The sequence below is a fragment of the Paenibacillus uliginis N3/975 genome, from assembly GCF_900177425.1.
Classification (GTDB): Bacteria; Bacillota; Bacilli; order Paenibacillales; family Paenibacillaceae; genus Paenibacillus_AQ; species Paenibacillus_AQ uliginis.
Genome location: NZ_LT840184.1, coordinates 1,036,408 through 1,054,157 on the forward strand (window position 1 = coordinate 1,036,408; position 17,750 = coordinate 1,054,157).

Here is a 17,750-nt window from a genome sequence, read left to right on the forward strand (position 1 = left end):
TTCAGATTATTTGCAAAATTCATTCTGATCGTTTGACGAAAGCCGTTCATTTGCATCATCCTTACTTGACAGTGTAGCTTAGAGAGAAGTTAAAATTCAAGTAGTATCCTTCGCGTGTCGTGTGCACAAATAAAGGAATGCGGAAAGGGAGAAGGCAGACGTTATGCATGAGATGAGTAACGAAGAGCTTCAGGCTTGGGTGGAAGAGATCTCGATTAAAAGTTTTCATGTTCCATTTAGGCACCGTGCTTTGTTTAACCGTAGGCTTTCCACCACAGGCGGGCGGTATTTTATGAAGAGCCACAATATAGAAATTAATCCTCACCAGCTTGAGATTCATGGGCGAGAAGAGGTGGAAAAGATTATAAAGCATGAGCTATGCCATTATCATCTACATCTGGCAGGACGGGGGTATAAGCATCGTGATTCCGATTTCAAAACACTGCTTAAGGCTGTAGGTGGCAGCCGTTTCTGTAAAGCAATTGTAAAACCGCAGGATAAACAACGAAAACCAGAGCCCTATCGCTATGTGCTGCGGTGTGTGGATTGTGGAACAGAATACAAGCGCAAACGAAAAATGGATCCAACGCGTTACCGCTGTGGCCGCTGCAGTGGTCGTCTTCGTCTTCTGCCGCTTGACTGAAAGCGCACATCATGGTAAATTAATATTCAGTTACTTCATAATGTTCCCTGATAGCTCAGTTGGTAGAGCACTCGACTGTTAATCGAGTTGTCACAGGTTCGAGTCCTGTTCGGGGAGCCATTCATTGGAGAGATACCCAAGTGGCTATAAGGGGACCCTCTGCTAAGGGGTTAGACTGCGTAAGCGGTGCGAGGGTTCGAATCCCTCTCTCTCCGTTTAGAAATAACATCGATTAGAAAATGACCTGTAGCATATGCGATGGGTCATTTTTGTATGTACAGGGATGAGAACCCTCAAAAGAGGGGGCGTCGGAGCCTGAGCTTCGGTAGGAATAGCATCGCAGTCTCAAGCGAAGTGAGAGTATCCCTCTCTCTCCGTTTAGAAATAACATCGATTAGAAAATGACCTGTAGCATATGCGATGGGTCATTTTTGTATGTACAGGGATGAGAACCTCAAAAGAGGGGGTGTCGGAGCCTGAGCTTCGGTAGGAATAGCATCGCAGTCTCGAGCGAAGTGAGTATCCCTCTCTCTCCGTTCTGAATAACATCATCAAAGCTCTCGACGCGAAAGCGAAGGGAGCTTTTTTGCAAAGGGAGGAGAACCCTCCCAAGGGTTCGTCGGAGCATAGGCATCGGTAGGATCAAGCATCGCAGTCTAGAAAAAAGGGGGAGGGAGCGACCTATGATGAAACAAATCATTGCGATGGGTGGAGGGGGATTCTCCATGGAGCCAGATAATCTGTTATTGGATGAATATGTGCTGGCCCAATCCCCGGAGAAACACCCTAAAGTATGCTTCATCCCTACGGCTAGCGGTGATCAAGACAACTATGTTGAAAGATTTTATAAAGCATTCAACACTTTATCTTGCATCCCCAATCACTTATCGCTGTTTCAACCGAACTTTAAGGATTTGGAATCATACATACTTGAGCATGACATTATCTATGTCGGCGGGGGAAACACGAGAAATATGCTTCTCCTATGGAAGGAATGGGGAGTGGATAAGGTCTTGAAGGCAGCTTACCAAAAGGGTGTGATTTTAACAGGCTTGAGTGCAGGCTCTATTTGTTGGTTTGAAGAGGGACTGACAGATCCCCTGAATGCACCGTTGTACAAGTTAGAGGGGCTAGGTCTGTTGCAAGGGAGTCACTGCCCGCATTATGACGGAGAAAATAAAAGAAGACCAGCCTATCGCGAGCTCATTCGTAATGGCGGTATTCAAGCAGGATATGCGGCAGATGACGGGGCAGCAATCCATTTTAAAGATGGTCAATTGTTTGGTGTTGTAAGTTCAAGACCGAATGCCCAAGCCTATTACTTAAAATGTAAGGGGAATACCGTGATAGAGGAATCGATAGCAACGAAATTTTTGGGGTGAATTTGATGAAGGATAAAAACTAAAATTTTTTAAAAAAACATATAAAAAAAGCTTGTCATCAGTTTTATTTTTATGCTATACTCAATCTTGTCGTCACGGCGATGTTGAAAATAAGGCCCGTTGGTCAAGGGGTTAAGACACCTCCCTTTCACGGAGGTAACAGGGGTTCGAATCCCCTACGGGTCACCATTATTTACTCGCTTCAGGGGATGAGAACCCCGGCGGTTCGTCGAAGCATAAAATTACTTTTATGGCAGCCACTTTGATTGTCATCGAGAGCCATTAGCTCAGTTGGTAGAGCACCTGACTTTTAATCAGGGTGTCGAAGGTTCGAGTCCTTCATGGCTCACCATTCTTTACAGTTTCATCCCTTATAATATGCGGTAGTGGTGGAATGGCAGACACGCTATCTTGAGGGGGTAGTGGGTGTATACCCGTGGAGGTTCGAGTCCTCTCTACCGCATACTAAAAAGCTCCTGCATTTTTGCAGGGGCTTTTTTTGGCGTTTTTGCAGGAGATATTTCCTGCTTAGCTGTTCCTTTTTGCGTTTATCCTCCACCAGCTCTTCTGAATAATTCGTATAGGTATCCAGGTCATTAGTATGATCCAATTCACGCTTCAGGATCAATTTGTAAAAGCAGTCTATACAGTTCGAAGAGTGTCCGGATCTAATTCTAAACAATATAACTTTAGAAACGTTAAAAATTTAGTCGATCGCAAACATCACTTAGGAGAATTCAGCAATAAGAGGATTTCGATAGGGGTTTGAATTTGGATATCATGATGATGATTTAGGATATACCTATATAGGATATCTTAAAGAGTGGATTAAAAAAGGGGCGAAATGGCGTTCTCACCCCAAACCTAAGGATTTCGATCTAAAAAAACAGGCTCAATCTAATAATCAGTTCTTGATATAAAAAGCAAAGTAGCGGAGGGGATGGAATCGATCTGAAGAAGCGAAGCGTTCGCCCGAAAGCTTTCCACAGGAAAGCTCACATCGGAAGCATAAACTGTCCCCGAATTTCATCCACTTTAAAAGTTGATTCATAAGAAATTTGGGGACAACAGCGATCGTAAGAACGATCCATCCACGTAGCGGCTTCATTGCTTAATGCAAGCAACGATTTTGGATTTGAGCCAAAAAACAATTACTGAATATCGGCTATACTTTATAGGTATTTAATTATTCGGACCCATTTCCAATTTAATTTGGAGATGGGTCTTTTAACGGTCCGAACGAGGGGTTCGCAGGGGCGTCCTTGAGAAGTAAATGATGTTTCATTTTTGGTCCAGCGGTTAATAGGATACCATGGACAGGCAACTTCCCAAAAACCTATAAGGAGTGATTCGTAATGGCTAGAAACAACACTGGTAAAATGAGCCGTGAAGAAGCAGGACGGTTAGGTGGAGTAGCAACAGCCAAGAACCATAATAAAGAGTTTTATCAGGAGATCGGACGTAAGGGTGGCAAGGCAACGTCAGATTCTCACAATAGACAGTTCTATCAGGAGATTGGCAGGAAGGGCGGAGAAGCTACTTCTGACTCCCAGGGTAAAGAGTTTTATCAAGAAATTGGTCAAAAAGGTGGCGAGTCCCGCAATAACTCCAGTAATGGTGGAAATAGCGGCAAGTTGAGCCGAGAGGAAGCGGGACGTAAAGGCGGTCAGGCCAGAGCACGTCAACGGCTAGGTTAATATAAGAGCAGATGATATATAACGTATCTTCTTTAAGGTAGTAACCCTGTAACTTGCTGTTACTTTGTCAGGTGGAACCTTCATAAGTAATTAGGAATAGCCATAGTCTGGGGCTGAACCCGGCTATGGCTGTTTTATTTCTTACTGTACAGGCTACAGAAGAATAGCAGTAGTTTTCTGGACAGAGTGACTAGGAATATGTTATTTATATGATAATGATAACCATTCTCATATAAGGGCGGAATTTGTTTTGATATTGAATATAAGGAAAGACAGCAACGGCAAAGGAAAGCAGCAAACAACATTCAACTCTTTGACAATCAAATTGTGGAATATAGAAGTGTTCACTCTGGAAGGCATGCATCTGGAACAGCGGCTTACGCTTCAACCAGCACTTGTTGTTTTGCTCGGAGGAGAGGCTTTTCTGGAAAGAGAAGATCGTAAAAATCGGATGGGAAAAGAATTTGCTTACTTTTGCCCGGGTGGTACAACTTTCGGAATAAACAGGCATGGTGCGGAATCGGTGTCTGTTGCCGTCATTTATTTTAACTTCTATAAAGAATCGTTATGCAGGAGACAGCTGGAGGAGGCTGACGCCGAAAAAATACTTCAGTACGATGGTGCATTGACGCTAAGTTCAGCAGATCGATTGAGTTTGTTCTGTCGATCCATATATGAGCATTTTCGAAGTGATGATGACTTTAAACAATGGCGGGCTCAGCTGGATTTTCAAGAATTGCTGCAAGAGATGTTATTTTTGGGCAATTTGAATGCCAAGAGCGATAAAACTCAGGGATTGGAACGGACCAGAGAATACATGGACAATCACTATCATGAAGAATTAACGATTGACCAGCTTGCCGGTATGGCCGAACTCAGTCCCAAATATTATATGGATATGTTTAAAAAAACGTATAGTCTTAGTGCGATGGAATATCTGGCTCAGGTCAGAATGAATAAGGCGAAACAATTAATGTTGGGTTCAGGACGCATTCTTAAGGAAGTCGCGCACATGGTGGGGTATAAAGACGAATTTTATTTCAGTCGAAAGTTCAAAAAAGAATTTGGTCTATCTCCGTCGGCCTACATAAAAAAACGAAAAAATAAACTAGCCGTCTATGGTTCAACCTCCCTATTAGGTTATTTAATACCGCTTAATATCATTCCGTATGCAGCGCCGTTGCATCCCAAATGGTCTTGGAATTACTATCATAACCTTGGTCCGGATATCCCTGTACACTTGAATGCGTTCCGCCAAAATCATAACAAAACAGGTAATCTGGAAAAGCTTGAATTATCACAGCCGGAGCTTATTATCTGTTCACAGGATCTGGAATTATGGGAGAAGGAGCGGTTGCAGCAGATTGCTCCTGTTTATGAACTTCCTGAGGAAAGTGTTGGGTGGGAGGAGCAGCTACTGTGGATGGCACATTTACTTGATAAAAATGTAGAGGCACAGCAGTGGATAGAGTCATTTTATAGTAAATTACGCTCCTTCCGGCATGAGATTTTCAGGGAAATCAAAGATCCGCCAACGATTTTGACCGCACGTCTTCATGATCATGAACTGGTCTCATATAGAAGCCACGGTATAAGAGAAGTGCTGTATGACAATCTGGACTTTCTTTCACCTTCCCTTATAGAAAAAATGACTGACGATGTCCCCTTAACTGTTGACAAGATAAAGACAATGGAGGCAGATCATATTTTTCTTTTGGTCCGTCAGGATTCGGAAACGCTTGAATACTGGCGAGAACTGCAATCTTCTCCGGATTGGATGACGATACCTGCTGTTAGAGAAGGAAGGTTTCATCAGATATCCTCCTATCCCTGGCGAGAATATTCACCGATTGCACTGGAACTAATGGCTGAAGAGGCTGCTAAAACCTTTTCCGGAAATTGTCCATGATAGATTCGGTGATTTGTCCATGGTGTAATGAACGTTCATCCCTTACCATTATTAATAATGATAATCATTATCAATTACAGGGTGACCGTTGAAAGGGGAACAAGAAAGAGATGAAAAAAATGAAGTTTATGCTGGGGTTATTCCTAGTGATGGCCATGATTTTATCGGCTTGTGGTGGAGATAAGCAAGGAAAAGAGCAGGCCGTTAATAGTGAATCCCAAAACAATGCTTCGCAGAATGAATCCACAGAGAAAAAAGCAGATGCTCCTCAGACTGCAGATACCAAAGTTGTGAAATATCTGGACCAAGAGTACACACTGCCAACTAAGACAGAGCGAATTGTTATCACAGGTGCTGTCGAAGCCATGGAGGATTCCATTGTTTTGGAAGTTAATCCTGTTGGGGCCATTACTTTTGCAGGGGAGTTCCCTCCTTTGTTTCAATCCATAACGAAAGATGCTCAATCCGTTGGAGAAAAAATGGAACCGAATTTCGAAACCATTTTGTCATTGAAACCAGATGTCATTCTGGCATCTTCCAAAGCCAAACCGGAGGTTATTGAGCAGTTGAACAAAATTGCACCGACAATTCCGTATTCCCATATCTCGACGAACTGGGAGAGTAACTTAAGACTGCTCGGGGAGTTAAGTGGCAAACAGGAGCAGGCAGAGAAAGAAATTGCCCAATACAAAACTGACCTGGATGCGGCCAAATCTCAGCTTGGAGATTCCCTTAAGGATAAAAAGGTTGTTGCGTTAAGGATCCGGGGTGGAGAGCAGTACATTTATCCGGACGCTGTATTCTTTAATCCGGTATTGTATGAAGATCTTGGGATCGCAGTTCCTGAGGAAGTGAAAGCAGCAAAAGCACAGGAATTGATCTCTAAAGAGAAATTTGCAGACATGAATCCGGACTATTTGTTCATCCAGTTCTCTCCAGCAGAGAACAAAGAAACACCGGATGCGCTTGAGAAATTCAAGAACGATCCGATCATGAAGAACATTAAGGCTTTCAAGGACGATCACGTTTTTGTTAATGTTGTCGATCCCTTGGCTCAAGGCGGAACAGCCTACAGCAAAATTCAGTTTTTGAAGGAAGCGGTAAGCCATCTCACAAAATAGATCAGTATAAGGCGTGTTGTATATGCGATTCAGATGTTCGCTGCCGGCGGCTATCCTTGTGATAGCCCCGGCAGCAGTTATATTGCTCATCATCGCTTCTATTTTATATGGAGCTAAAAATATTACAGTTGATGTGATTTGGGATTCCGTATTCGCATTTGATGCAGACAGTGTAGATCATCAGATCATTATGACTTCTAGGCTGCCGCGTGTCATTGGAGCGATGCTGATTGGTGCTTTTCTGGCTATATCAGGAGCACTCATGCAAGGAATGACAAGAAATTACCTTGCATCGCCCTCCATCATGGGCGTATCGGACGGTTCTGTTTTTGCGGTTACTCTATTTATGGTATTTATGCCAAACGCGAATTCCACCTGGTATATTGTATGTTCCTTGATCGGATCTGCCGTCGGTGCAGGCATTGTTTTCGGTCTTGCCTGGATGATTCCTCATGGACTTAGTCCAGTTCGTCTGGCAATACTCGGTACAATTATCGGAACATTTCTAAGCGGAACAGCTAATGCCATTGCGACTTATTATCAGATTTCCCAGAATCTTAGTTTTTGGTATAACGCCAGGCTGCATCAGATGGATCCGGAATTGATTAAGTTAAGTATTCCGTTTGCCGTTGTGGGTTTGTCACTGGCTCTTGGTCTGTCTAAATCTGTATCTGTCCTTTCACTCGGCGAAGAGATTGCGAAGGGACTAGGAATACGTACAGTGCTTGTTAAATCGCTCGCGATACTGGCCGTCGTTATTTTGACCGGTGTCTCTGTGGCACTAGCTGGAAAAGTTGCCTTCGTAGGTTTGATCATTCCCCATATCGCCAGATTTTTGTCGGGTTCTGATTACCGCTGGATCGTTCCCGTATCCGGGGTGCTAGGTGGAGTGTTTCTGGCTCTGTGCGACATCCTTGCGCGGTTTATCAATTTTCCTTTTGAAACTCCGGTAGGTGTTGTTACGGCTTTGATTGGTGTTCCCTTCTTCTTGTATTTGATTAAGACGAGAGGGGGAGGGCAGCATGCGTAACACATCTTATGCACGTGTGAGTACTGTCTTAGTTATAGGAACCGTCATTGTGTTTACGGCTGCTTATTTCAGTTTGACGAGCGGAACCTTTGACATGTCAGTTATGGATCTAATCAAAACATTGCTAAGAATCGACCCTCAGCCAGACCATAATCTTGTTGTGTTTGATTTTCGCCTTCCTCGTATCGTTCTTGGTGCCCTGGTTGGCTTCTCCTTGGGAATAGCCGGTGCCGTGATCCAAGGCGTAACGAGAAATGGACTGGCAGATCCCGGGATACTTGGAATTAACGCAGGTGCGGGAATGGCTGTTGTACTGTTTATGTTCCTGTTTCAAGGGAGTATAACAATGACGGGATGGCTTGGCGTAATGATGATGCCAATGTTCGGTGTGGTCGGCGGGATGGCTGCCACAGCGGCGATTTATTTATTTGCCAGACAAGACGGAACGCTCGATCCGCAGCGGCTTATATTGGTCGGGATTGCTATTGCTTCCGGATTCGGCGCTGTGACCATGTATGTCTCTCTCAAAATGAATCCGAATGATTTTGAGATGGCGGTTGTATGGCTCGCGGGCAGTCTTCACAGCGCGAACTGGAAGTTTGTTATTACCATGCTGCCTTGGATACTGCTTCTTCCACTAATAATTTGGCTGCGCGCTCATGTTCTGGATTTGTTTCAGCTGAGTGAGGAAAGTGTGAAAGGGCTTGGCGTATCTGTTGAAAGGGAGAAAAATATTTTTCTGTTGTGCAGCGTTGGATTGGTGAGTGCCAGTGTAGCTGTCTCAGGCAGTATCGGTTTCGTGGGCCTGATCGCTCCTCACATGGCCAGACAATTGGTAGGACTGAAGCACAAAAATATCATTCCTGTCAGTGGTGTGGCTGGCATGGCGATCGTTCTTATCGGTGATTTCATTGGAAAAACGATATTTGCACCTGCTGAACTGGCTGTTGGTATTGTGGTATCCATCATCGGTGTGCCCTACTTTGTTTATTTGCTCATTCGAACGAGGAAATAAAAAGACTGGAGGAGTGGAATGAATCACTTTCATCATTTAAAAGTGGAACAAAGAGAAGTCATATTATATCTGCCACCTTCCTATGATCAATCCGACCGGCACTATCCCGTTGCTTATGTCCAGGACGATGGCTACCTTTTTACCGAGTGCTTGAACTATTTGGAGCATTTATTTGCTACAGGAGCACTGGAGGAACTGATTCTGGTTGGCATCACGAGCCCAAACCGAAATGATGAATATACCCCATGGCCTGCAGAAGCGCTTCTTAAAGACATGAACGCCTTCGGTGGCAATGGGAAGGTATATGTAGATGAGGTCGCAGATGTACTCAAACCTTACATAGACAATCACTATCGGACACATAAAGAAGCTGAAAATACGGCGATCATCGGCGGTTCTTTTGGAGGATTAATTTCACTGTTTGCCGGGTATTGGCGCCCGGATACATTTGGCCGGATCGGCCTGCTGTCAGCTTCCTTCTGGTATGAGGGGGTTATGGATTACATCCGACAAAATGAAAGCATGAACAATGACTTGCGAATTTTCATGTCCGTGGGCTTATGCGAAGGGATATATAAACTGAATGCACAGAAGCAAATGGTGCCAAATACCAAAGCCGCAGCTTCATTATTTATCGAAAAAGGTTTTCCTGAAGACTCGCTCCGTTTGGTTTTGGAGCCACAAGGAACACATGATGGTATATTCATGATTCAGCGGTTCCCTGAAGCGCTACAGTGGCTGTTTAACGAACGTCCTGAAGCAAAGTGCCCCGTAAAAGAAAAAGAAAGTACAAGAGAATTTAGTATACCAGGAACCCAAGTGTGGAATGTGCAATCGAACCGTACGGGGCGTTGGTATCGAATTAGTATCGCTAAGCCGGTAGAACCGCCCCCTGAAGAGGGATATCCTGTCCTGTATACGTTGGACGCAAATGCATCGTTTGGTTCTCTGGCAGAGTCCATACGGATGCAATCGAGGCGCCCACATGGGATTTCGCCGGCACTTATCGTTGGAATCGGCTACGATTCCGACAATCCGATCGTAACGAATGAACGTTTTTATGACTACACTGTTCATGCTGACGAAACTGAACTGCCAGCCCGTCCTGATGGGTCCCCATGGCCTAAAACCGGGGGGGCCGAGGAATTCCTCACATTTATTGAGGAAGAGTTGAAACCGAAGGTTGAGGAGTGCTTCTCCATCGATCATTCGAGGCAGTCACTGTTCGGCCATTCTCTTGGAGGATTTTTGTCGCTGTATTCTTTGTTTACTCGATGTGGGACTTTTCAGCGTTATATCGCGGCCAGTCCTTCTGTTTGGTGGAAAAATCATGTCCTTTATCAGATATGGAACGAGAGACAGGAAAACTTGGGGCAGCATGAACCATCTGGGGAACTGCTTATTTTCGTAGGAAGTAATGAGAAGCCGTCTATGGTAAAAGATGCGAAGGAGTTATATGAGGTTCTTAAAGCGTCCCCAAAAGGAATACATCCAATATTTCAAGAAGTTGAGGGTGAGGGGCATGTTTCGGTTATACCTTCGCTAATCAGCCCGCTACTCCGTTTCATTACGAAGTAAATAAGAGAATAAAAAGATAAAGAGTCTTCGCTCATGAGCGAAGGCTCTTTATGCTGGGAACTTAGAGTTGGTAAAGGATGTATCATCAAGGGTCAGATCATTAAGGTGACCATTTAACTCGTAGCTACTCTTCTGACGAAAAATGAGGATCCTCTAACGCATATGAGTATTTAGGATATAATCTTTTGATACAGCTAGGGCAAATATCGTGTGTAAATTCGATAGGCATACGGCTTTCCAGATAGCTTTCGACGGGTTCCCAGACTTTCGCAGTTCGGACATGCTTACATACGGCGCAGATCGGAACATGTCCGTGAAGCGAGCATGTCTGAGCAAGCGCCCGCTCGAGACGGATCTCTTTTTGTTTATATCGCGTAATATCGGAGAACGAAACAATCATTCCATGGGGGTTGTTTTTATCTATTGTAAGAGAATAAGCCTCGCACAAAATCCAAGCGATCCTACCGCTCCAGTCTATGGAATACTCCACAGTATAACTAGAATTTTTTCCTGTTAGTACATCCTTCAATGAGGTGAGATATATCGTTTTATAAAATTCCCCGAAGGAGGATTTGCCAAAAAATTGTGGAGGCATTTCAAAAAAAGGGGTTCCAGGCCATTCAAAATTAGGAGAGGCACCATACTTTGGAGCCATCAGCCTCCATGAGTCGTTAATTTGATCTATCGTACCATCCGGACGGATAATCATCAGTCCAGGTTTCAGGAAATGGATTGCACAATTCCAAGATGTGGATAAAGATTGTCGCAAATTACTCGCTCCCCTGGTATAGAAACTTTGGATAAGAGACAACGGGCATGAAGAAATGGTATAATTTAGACGTGTATTTTCTCATTATACACTTAATTAAGTCATTATTCAAGTCAAAAATAACGTAAATAAGTATTTATTTTTTAGAGGATTGGGAAAGGCGGTTGTTTCATGCAGTCAATATACCAACGAATCGAACATCTCATTGAAAGCCGGGGTATGACTAAAAAAGCATTTTGTGAAAACCTCGGGATCAGCACAGGGAATTTTGGTGACTGGAAAAGAGGTAAGACAACCCCAAGCACCAATAAACTGATTGAGATCGCCGGCTATTTCGAAGTTAGTCTGGACTGGCTTATTGTCGGTAGGGGAAGTCCTTCTCCAGGTGTGATGGAAGTTCGGGAAAATTACGGGGCAAATCATAAGCAGGAGACGGCTGAACAGATCCAGGCATCAAACCTTACCGATGATGAGAAGGATTTTATTAGAGAGTATCTAGAGTTTACGGAATACAGGAAGCATCGGGATAGGGAGTAATTTCCTCTTTACTTCTTGGCAAGAAATCTATATAATAGGGAATGTTCTCTTGTAGAACTTCCCTTACAATATGCGGTAGTGGTGGAATGGCAGACACGCTATCTTGAGGGGGTAGTGGGTGTATACCCGTGGAGGTTCGAGTCCTCTCTACCGCATCATACAACAGAGGAACAACACCTTGCTTATCAAGGGGTTGTTCTTTTTTGTTTTCAGGCGTACAACGTTTCATCTCTTGATATAAAAATATGCAACTGCAACCCCAGATGATCCGTAAGAGATGTGTATGGATTGTTATGAAAGGGGATATTCAATATGCGTATTGAAGAAATGATAGAGGAACGCTTTAGATGCTCCAAATGCGGAGGAACCCATTGTGCAACGAAGGAAGTAGCGATGTCTGGATCAGGGCTAAGCAAAATGTTTGATATTCAGCACAATCATTTCCTATTCGTTTCCTGTACCAATTGCGGATATGTAGAAGTATTTAATCCGGATATTCTAGAAGGCAAGAAACGCGGACAGCTAGGCTCTATACTGGATGTGTTCTTTGGTTGACATCATCCTTAAAATTCTTTAATATGTCTAAGTACCAGAAAGTACAAGGTAATCTAGACGAAACTTAAATAGATGGGTGATGCATGTGTCATACAGACCACAGATTTCTAACGTGATCAAAGCCGGAAGCAACGACAAAGAAGGGCTTTACGAGTTCATTATCAGCTTAGCTGATGGAACAGATTGCCGCGTGTTCTACAACCGTTTTCCGGAATGGAAAATGACTAATGTAAGCCGACTTGGAAAAACACCTTGTCCGGTTTGCCGTAAAGATTTCATCTGCAAATGCATGGAGAAGTTCTCCGCTGAATTTGATCAACAGATGAGAGATGGCGAATGGCTGAGTAAAGCAGCTGCAGAATAATAGAACTTGCTACGATAGAGCGCGGGAGGATCCTCCTGCGCTTTTTTTCTTTTAGAGGTTGTTCAAAAAGTCCGCTTTTGATCACGAAGTGAATCAGGAAGTGGGCTCGGCATCGAATCTTGAATTCAGCTAAAATGTTTCCTTCGGAAACATCTCAAGTGCTCACGTACCCAAAACAGCTGATGCTTCCGAAGACGTTTTCTACGAAAACGTGCAGCTCCGCTCCTCAGTCCCTAGCTTCATCCAACTGAAGCGTTTGAAAAAACGCACATCGGAAGCATAAGCTTCGGTGCTGAAAACCGACCTTTTTGAACACGCACTTTTATATTTGAAACGGAAGTAATTGAATCAGGGGATGTAGTTGTATAGTATCATTGGAGCTATACATACAAGGGAGGGAAGAGATGATGGACAAACATCTTGAACAGTCACAGCATACCATCGTGCTGATTGACGGGGTGTGTCATATGTGCCAGGGGCTCACGAAGTTTATCATAAAGCGCGATCCTGCAGGTGTGTTTCAGTTCGCTTCACTTCAGTCCGATATCGGAAAAGATATTCTTCGGCAAGGGGGATTGCCTGAGGAAACGGTCGACACCGTCGTTGTTGTGGAGAACGGTACTTACTATACCCGCTCTGCGGCTGCTCTGCGCATTGTACGTCGTCTTACTTTTCCGTGGCGGCTGCTATATGGATTTATCATCGTGCCGCGGGCACTCCGCGATGTATTGTACAAGTGGGTAGCAAAAAATCGGTATCGCTGGTTCGGGCAAGACGAGGAATGCATGATACCAACGCCGGAAATCCGGCGCAGGTTTCTTTAGACATACTAACGTGGGGCGCGGAAACCGGCTTGTTTAGCCTCGCTTTCGCTGCAGAACCACTGTTCCTGCTTGGTTTTGTTGTAGTATGGGGATTCCGGGGTATGATAAATTTTTTCACCTTTCGAATTGATGTTGCCTTTAATGTTACATCCATTTATAGGTTTATCCGTATTGGAACTTGTGTTCGCGGTTGCACCATTCTTCTTACTCTTCTGTTCTTCAGGATGAAAGCCATCATCCTGTGCATAATTCTCGACACTCCAAATTCCTAGCGACTTATTGCGGCTGATGGTCTGAAGATCGTTGAATTTATCGACATAACGTACATTGGGCTGATAAATATAGGCCACTCGGGCGAGCCCCTGTTCCAGAAGGAGCTCCTGAACCATCTGGCCGTCTGCGTACACGTACGCAAGCAGTCTGGAGTATTTATCCCGGTTCGGTCCGATGTCGAATTCGAGTTCAAGCTTATCGGCTTTTTCCACAATATCTTTAGTAAATGCTTTTGCTTCCGGGCCAAAGGGCTGTACACCAAGTCGTGGATGGCTCGTTTCCGGTGTATCAATCAGCAAAAAGCGAACTTTTTCCGTTTTACCTTCATATTTAACACTGATTGTATCGCCGTCTACGGATTTAACAAGTTCGACGGGGACTCTTGGAATGTTGAGATCATCGGTCGGATAGGATTTATGGTCAGGCTTTGAAGTTGTGGGTTTGGAATTGTTCGGTGCAGCCGTATTAATGTCTGTGTTTGACTGCTCTGACGATGCAGTGGGAAGTGGATCGCTGCAGCCGGACAATAAAAGCAGGCCTGTAATGATGATTGGTAAAATGCGTCTTTTCATAAGCTGTCACTCTCCTGGCTAAGATGCCTTGTAATTAAGGTAGGTATAGGAGACTCTATATAGGATGACGATGAATAGAGAGATTCCTTCTAGGAACATCTGTTCCTGCCGAGTCCATTATGACGGTATTTCATCTTTTTGGCAAGGGTATGTCGGACTGTTTTATTAAGGATTATAAAAAATCGCTTGATGACATACCGTAAGTTATGCTATTCTTATGTAAAATTATAACAAGACAACGGAAGCACCGTTCAATGATCGCTTAAATGCGGCTTGGACGGTGCTTTTTTGCGTTGTCTATTGAAAGAAGGGATCTGTAAACATGTTACCGGTCAGGGTTGTGCTGGCTGTTCAGGATTCCGAGTATGTCGAACCGCTACTTCAATATATACACGGAAGTGAGTATGTGAAGAAGGTGCAGGTTACGGCGTTCACTCGGGTTGAAGCACTGCTGCAGTATAGAGACATACCGGACCTTATTGTAGGTGAGGCAAACATGCTGGAAGCTTGGTTGTCAGAAGAGGTGTTATCCGTGCCGTGGATCGTTCTTACTGAAGGGGGAGAAGAGCTAAATCTGGCTGGTGAAGGACTGACTGCCGCGAAGTATCAGCCCTTGCCCAAGCTGCTGGATATGTGGATCAGCCATGTTGGAGGAAACCGCACAAGAAAGAACGAGCTTCACTCCGGAAGCACCCAGATCATTGGTCTTGTGTCGGTTCTTGGAGGGAGCGGACGGACTACAGCAGCTGTAAATATGGCGAGACAATTGGGTGTAATGGGCTTGAAGGTGTTTTATTTGAATTTGGAGACGGTAAACTCCAGTGCTTTGTTCTCGGGCGGTAACCGAAGAGAGGGCACCTTCTCGCGGCTGCTCTATGAGATTAAATCCTCACAAGAAAATGGGGAAAGAAACGAGTTGTCTCTAACCCGATATGTGATGGCGCACGATGCCTTGAAGTGTGATGTGTTTGAACCGAGTGATCATCTGAAAGAGCTGATGGAAATGACGGCTGAGGATGTAAAGGTACTGATTGATCTGATCTACAAGAGCGGCCAATACGATGTGATCGTCATTGACACGGACAACCAGTCAAGGGAGCGTCTGAATGCTGTGATGGAGAATTGTCACTTTCTTCTGTGGATGTTACTGGATGACCTCATCAGTATGTATAAGAACGGTATATGGCTTAGTCACATGGAGAAAGAGAATCCAGATTGGTTCGGACAGATCATGGGCAAGAGCAGGTTTATCGTTAATCGGTTCACTGGCAGTCTGGGTAATCCGCTTCCCCGCAAGGATATGAGGATGGATGGTGTGCTGCCTTACATTCCTTCATGGAAGCAGGTGCAGCAGGAGGACTTGCTGTTGTGTTCGCCGATTTTTCAGAGGGAAATATTGAAGCTTTGCAGTGATTTGCTTGGGGAGACCGGATGGTTTGGCATGAGAAGCACCAGCGGTGAACGTGCCTATGGATGAAGAAATTTTTATCTCTATACGAAATGAAGTAAGGGCGGGACTAGATATTACAGCAGCTGTCGGCAATCGTGAACTGATGTTGTATATCGAGGAGGTGGTATGGGCGCGTCAAGAGCTGAGTGAACTGACTGCAGCGGTAAGGCGCACACTGGTGCGGAGAGTTTTTGATTCCTTTCGTGGCCTGGATGTGTTGCAGCCTCTGGTTGATAATCCCGCGATTACGGAAATTATGATTAACAGTCATAAGGATGTGTTCATTGAACAGGAAGGTGAAGTAAAGCGTCTCCAGGTTCAGTTTGAATCCCAAGGCAGGCTGGAGGATATCATTCAGACTATAGTGGGCACGGTGAACAGGGTTGTAAACGAATCTTCACCGATCGTTGATGCCCGTCTGAAAGATGGGTCACGGGTTAATATTGTTCTTCCTCCCATAGCGCTAAAGGGTCCGACAATGACGATCCGTAAATTTCCCGAGTCCCCAATGACGATGGAAAACCTGGTGGCCAGGGAGGCGCTAAGTCAGGAGGCGGCAGATCTGCTCCGGACGCTGGTAGTCGGAAAATATAACATTTTTATAGGCGGAGGAACAGGTTCAGGAAAAACAACTTTTCTGAATGCCTTATCCCAGTTCATACCGGCTGATGAGAGAGTGATTACCATTGAAGATTCAGCCGAGTTAAAGATCGTGACTGTGCCGAACCTTGTGTCACTAGAGACGAGAAACGCCAACACCGAAGGGCGGGGCGAAATATCTATTCGTGATTTGATCCGCTCGTCCCTTCGGATGAGGCCTAACCGGATTGTGGTCGGAGAGGTGCGGGGGAGTGAAGCGTTGGATATGTTACAGGCGATGAACACAGGACACGATGGAAGTTTGTCAACCGGACATGCCAACAGTACTCGGGATATGATCAGCCGTCTGGAAACGATGGTATTGAGCGGAGCTGAACTGCCGGTCTCGGTTGTCAGGCAGCAGATCAGCTCGGCGATTGATATTTTTGTACATCTTTCCAGGCTGCGAGACCGCTCGCGTCGTGTAACAGAAATTAGTGAGGTTATCGGTATGAACGGAGATGTCGTTATGATTAATTCCCTTTATAAGTTCCGGGAGACGGGCGAAATCGGAGGGCGTGTAATGGGAAGGCTTGAGCCTTGCGGTAACCCGCTTGTGAATAGGGATAAGCTGCGAATGGCGGGGATTGCTACTTGGCCGCTTCAAAACTTTGAGGTGGTGAAATGAGACCACGAAGAAACATACTTCCGGATTACAGGGGTTATAACCTATCGAAGGGACAGCGGATCCGCTGTGTTGCGGTGGGCGGACTATTATTTTTCGGGATGGGCTATCTGTTTTATCAAAATGTGATCATGTCTCTGATACTGAGTGCCGGAGGGTTGATCGTTCCGCGGTTATGGCGGCGTCATCTTCTGAACCGCAGAAGAGCTATGCTGAATCTTCACTTTAAGCAGGCGCTATATTCTCTATCCTCTTCACTATCTGCAGGGCGCTCTGTTGAGAACGGATTTCGCGATGCGGTGGAAGATCTGCTGATGCTGGATCCCGGAGCTCAAAATGATCTGATATTCGAATTAAAGGTTATTGTTTCGCGACTGGAGTTTGGCGAGCCCATCGAAGCAGCGCTGCAGGATTTTGCCCTGAGAGCAGGGATGGATGATATAACGAATTTTGCTGACGTGTTTACGACCTGCAAAAGAACCGGAGGTGATCTGGTGGAGGTCATCCGCCGGACATCTTCCGTCATTGGAGAGAAGCTGGATATCCAGCAGGAAATATCGGTCATGATTGCTCAAAAAAAGTTTGAATCCAAAGCATTGCTGGCAGCTCCTTTTCTGTTGTTGCTTTTTATGAACATGTCGGCTTCAGATTATATGAAACCTATGCACGGTAGTGCAGCCGGATTCATAATTTCTACCTTAGCACTTTTAGTTCTTGGGGGCTGTTTCTGGTGGATTACGAAAATGATGAACATTAAGGTGTAGGAG

At 44.9% G+C, this 17,750-nt stretch carries 17 protein-coding genes and 6 tRNA genes; 21 read left to right on the plus strand and 2 right to left on the minus strand.

The window, feature by feature from the left end:
- Window positions 1–172: 172 nt before the first annotated feature.
- The 13 genes from B9N86_RS04840 (at window position 173) to B9N86_RS04900 (ending at window position 10,375) form a co-directional block, all read left to right on the plus strand.
- Window positions 173–643, plus strand: coding sequence for a SprT family protein (locus B9N86_RS04840; protein WP_208918013.1), 471 nt, complete (start codon window positions 173–175; stop codon window positions 641–643).
- 44 nt (window positions 644–687) lie between these two features.
- Window positions 688–763: transfer RNA gene (locus B9N86_RS04845), tRNA-Asn, on the plus strand.
- 6 nt (window positions 764–769) lie between these two features.
- Window positions 770–858: transfer RNA gene (locus B9N86_RS04850), tRNA-Ser, on the plus strand.
- A 471-nt stretch (window positions 859–1,329) separates the two neighbouring features.
- The gene (locus B9N86_RS04855) at window positions 1,330–2,025 is read left to right on the plus strand and encodes a Type 1 glutamine amidotransferase-like domain-containing protein (protein ID WP_208920096.1); all 696 of its coding nucleotides are present in this window, start codon (window positions 1,330–1,332) and stop codon (window positions 2,023–2,025) included.
- 114 nt (window positions 2,026–2,139) lie between these two features.
- Window positions 2,140–2,214, plus strand: a tRNA-Glu gene (locus B9N86_RS04860).
- Between the two features lie 87 nt (window positions 2,215–2,301).
- Window positions 2,302–2,377: transfer RNA gene (locus B9N86_RS04865), tRNA-Lys, on the plus strand.
- 28 nt (window positions 2,378–2,405) lie between these two features.
- Window positions 2,406–2,488: transfer RNA gene (locus B9N86_RS04870), tRNA-Leu, on the plus strand.
- 892 nt (window positions 2,489–3,380) lie between these two features.
- The gene (locus B9N86_RS04875; protein ID WP_208918014.1) at window positions 3,381–3,722 is read left to right on the plus strand and encodes a KGG domain-containing protein; all 342 of its coding nucleotides are present in this window, start codon (window positions 3,381–3,383) and stop codon (window positions 3,720–3,722) included.
- A gap of 313 nt (window positions 3,723–4,035) precedes the next feature.
- Entirely contained in the window at window positions 4,036–5,631 is a 1,596-nt protein-coding gene (locus tag B9N86_RS04880; protein ID WP_244562949.1) for an AraC family transcriptional regulator, read from the plus strand.
- Window positions 5,632–5,741: 110 nt separating this feature from the next.
- Window positions 5,742–6,752 carry an ABC transporter substrate-binding protein gene (locus B9N86_RS04885; RefSeq protein WP_208918016.1) on the plus strand — a complete coding sequence of 337 codons (1,011 nt, stop codon included), beginning with the start codon at window positions 5,742–5,744 and terminating at the stop codon, window positions 6,750–6,752.
- 22 nt (window positions 6,753–6,774) lie between these two features.
- Window positions 6,775–7,782 (plus strand): FecCD family ABC transporter permease, encoded by a 1,008-nt coding sequence (locus B9N86_RS04890; RefSeq protein ID WP_208918017.1) that lies wholly within the window; start codon window positions 6,775–6,777, stop codon window positions 7,780–7,782.
- Window positions 7,775–8,797 (plus strand): FecCD family ABC transporter permease, encoded by a 1,023-nt coding sequence (locus B9N86_RS04895; RefSeq protein WP_208918018.1) that lies wholly within the window; start codon window positions 7,775–7,777, stop codon window positions 8,795–8,797. The genes B9N86_RS04890 and B9N86_RS04895 overlap by 8 nt, the downstream gene beginning before the upstream one ends.
- An 18-nt stretch (window positions 8,798–8,815) precedes the next feature.
- Complete coding sequence (locus B9N86_RS04900) at window positions 8,816–10,375, plus strand: alpha/beta hydrolase (protein WP_208918019.1); 1,560 nt, start codon at window positions 8,816–8,818, stop codon at window positions 10,373–10,375.
- 124 nt (window positions 10,376–10,499) lie between these two features.
- On the opposite strand, the gene B9N86_RS04905 is transcribed toward B9N86_RS04900, so the two are convergent.
- Window positions 10,500–11,144: a PAS domain-containing protein gene (locus B9N86_RS04905; protein ID WP_208918020.1), complete on the minus strand. Its 645-nt coding sequence runs from the start codon at window positions 11,142–11,144 to the stop codon at window positions 10,500–10,502.
- 171 nt (window positions 11,145–11,315) lie between these two features.
- Between B9N86_RS04905 and B9N86_RS04910 the strand changes: the two genes are divergently transcribed.
- The 5 genes from B9N86_RS04910 (at window position 11,316) to B9N86_RS04930 (ending at window position 13,424) form a co-directional block, all read left to right on the plus strand.
- Window positions 11,316–11,681: a helix-turn-helix domain-containing protein gene (locus B9N86_RS04910; RefSeq protein WP_208918021.1), complete on the plus strand. Its 366-nt coding sequence runs from the start codon at window positions 11,316–11,318 to the stop codon at window positions 11,679–11,681.
- A 72-nt stretch (window positions 11,682–11,753) separates the two neighbouring features.
- Window positions 11,754–11,836 (plus strand) — tRNA-Leu (locus B9N86_RS04915).
- 157 nt (window positions 11,837–11,993) lie between these two features.
- On the plus strand, window positions 11,994–12,236 hold the full coding sequence (locus B9N86_RS04920) for a zinc ribbon domain-containing protein (protein ID WP_208918022.1): 243 nt from the start codon (window positions 11,994–11,996) through the stop codon (window positions 12,234–12,236).
- Between the two features lie 85 nt (window positions 12,237–12,321).
- Window positions 12,322–12,600, plus strand: coding sequence for a hypothetical protein (locus B9N86_RS04925; protein ID WP_208918023.1), 279 nt, complete (start codon window positions 12,322–12,324; stop codon window positions 12,598–12,600).
- Between the two features lie 404 nt (window positions 12,601–13,004).
- Window positions 13,005–13,424, plus strand: coding sequence for a thiol-disulfide oxidoreductase DCC family protein (locus B9N86_RS04930; RefSeq protein WP_208918024.1), 420 nt, complete (start codon window positions 13,005–13,007; stop codon window positions 13,422–13,424).
- A gap of 5 nt (window positions 13,425–13,429) precedes the next feature.
- Here B9N86_RS04930 and B9N86_RS04935 read toward each other — a convergent pair whose 3' ends face one another.
- On the minus strand, window positions 13,430–14,269 hold the full coding sequence (locus B9N86_RS04935) for a thermonuclease family protein (RefSeq protein ID WP_208918025.1): 840 nt from the start codon (window positions 14,267–14,269) through the stop codon (window positions 13,430–13,432).
- A gap of 322 nt (window positions 14,270–14,591) precedes the next feature.
- Between B9N86_RS04935 and B9N86_RS04940 the strand changes: the two genes are divergently transcribed.
- The 3 genes from B9N86_RS04940 to B9N86_RS04950 are packed head-to-tail and all read left to right on the plus strand — an operon-like array spanning window position 14,592 to window position 17,747.
- The gene (locus B9N86_RS04940; protein ID WP_208918026.1) at window positions 14,592–15,746 is read left to right on the plus strand and encodes a P-loop NTPase family protein; all 1,155 of its coding nucleotides are present in this window, start codon (window positions 14,592–14,594) and stop codon (window positions 15,744–15,746) included.
- A complete protein-coding gene (locus tag B9N86_RS04945) occupies window positions 15,739–16,986 on the plus strand; it encodes a TadA family conjugal transfer-associated ATPase (RefSeq protein WP_208918027.1) in 1,248 nt (415 codons plus the stop codon). The genes B9N86_RS04940 and B9N86_RS04945 overlap by 8 nt, the downstream gene beginning before the upstream one ends.
- Entirely contained in the window at window positions 16,983–17,747 is a 765-nt protein-coding gene (locus tag B9N86_RS04950; RefSeq protein WP_208918028.1) for a type II secretion system F family protein, read from the plus strand. The genes B9N86_RS04945 and B9N86_RS04950 overlap by 4 nt, the downstream gene beginning before the upstream one ends.
- Window positions 17,748–17,750 lie beyond the last annotated feature (3 nt).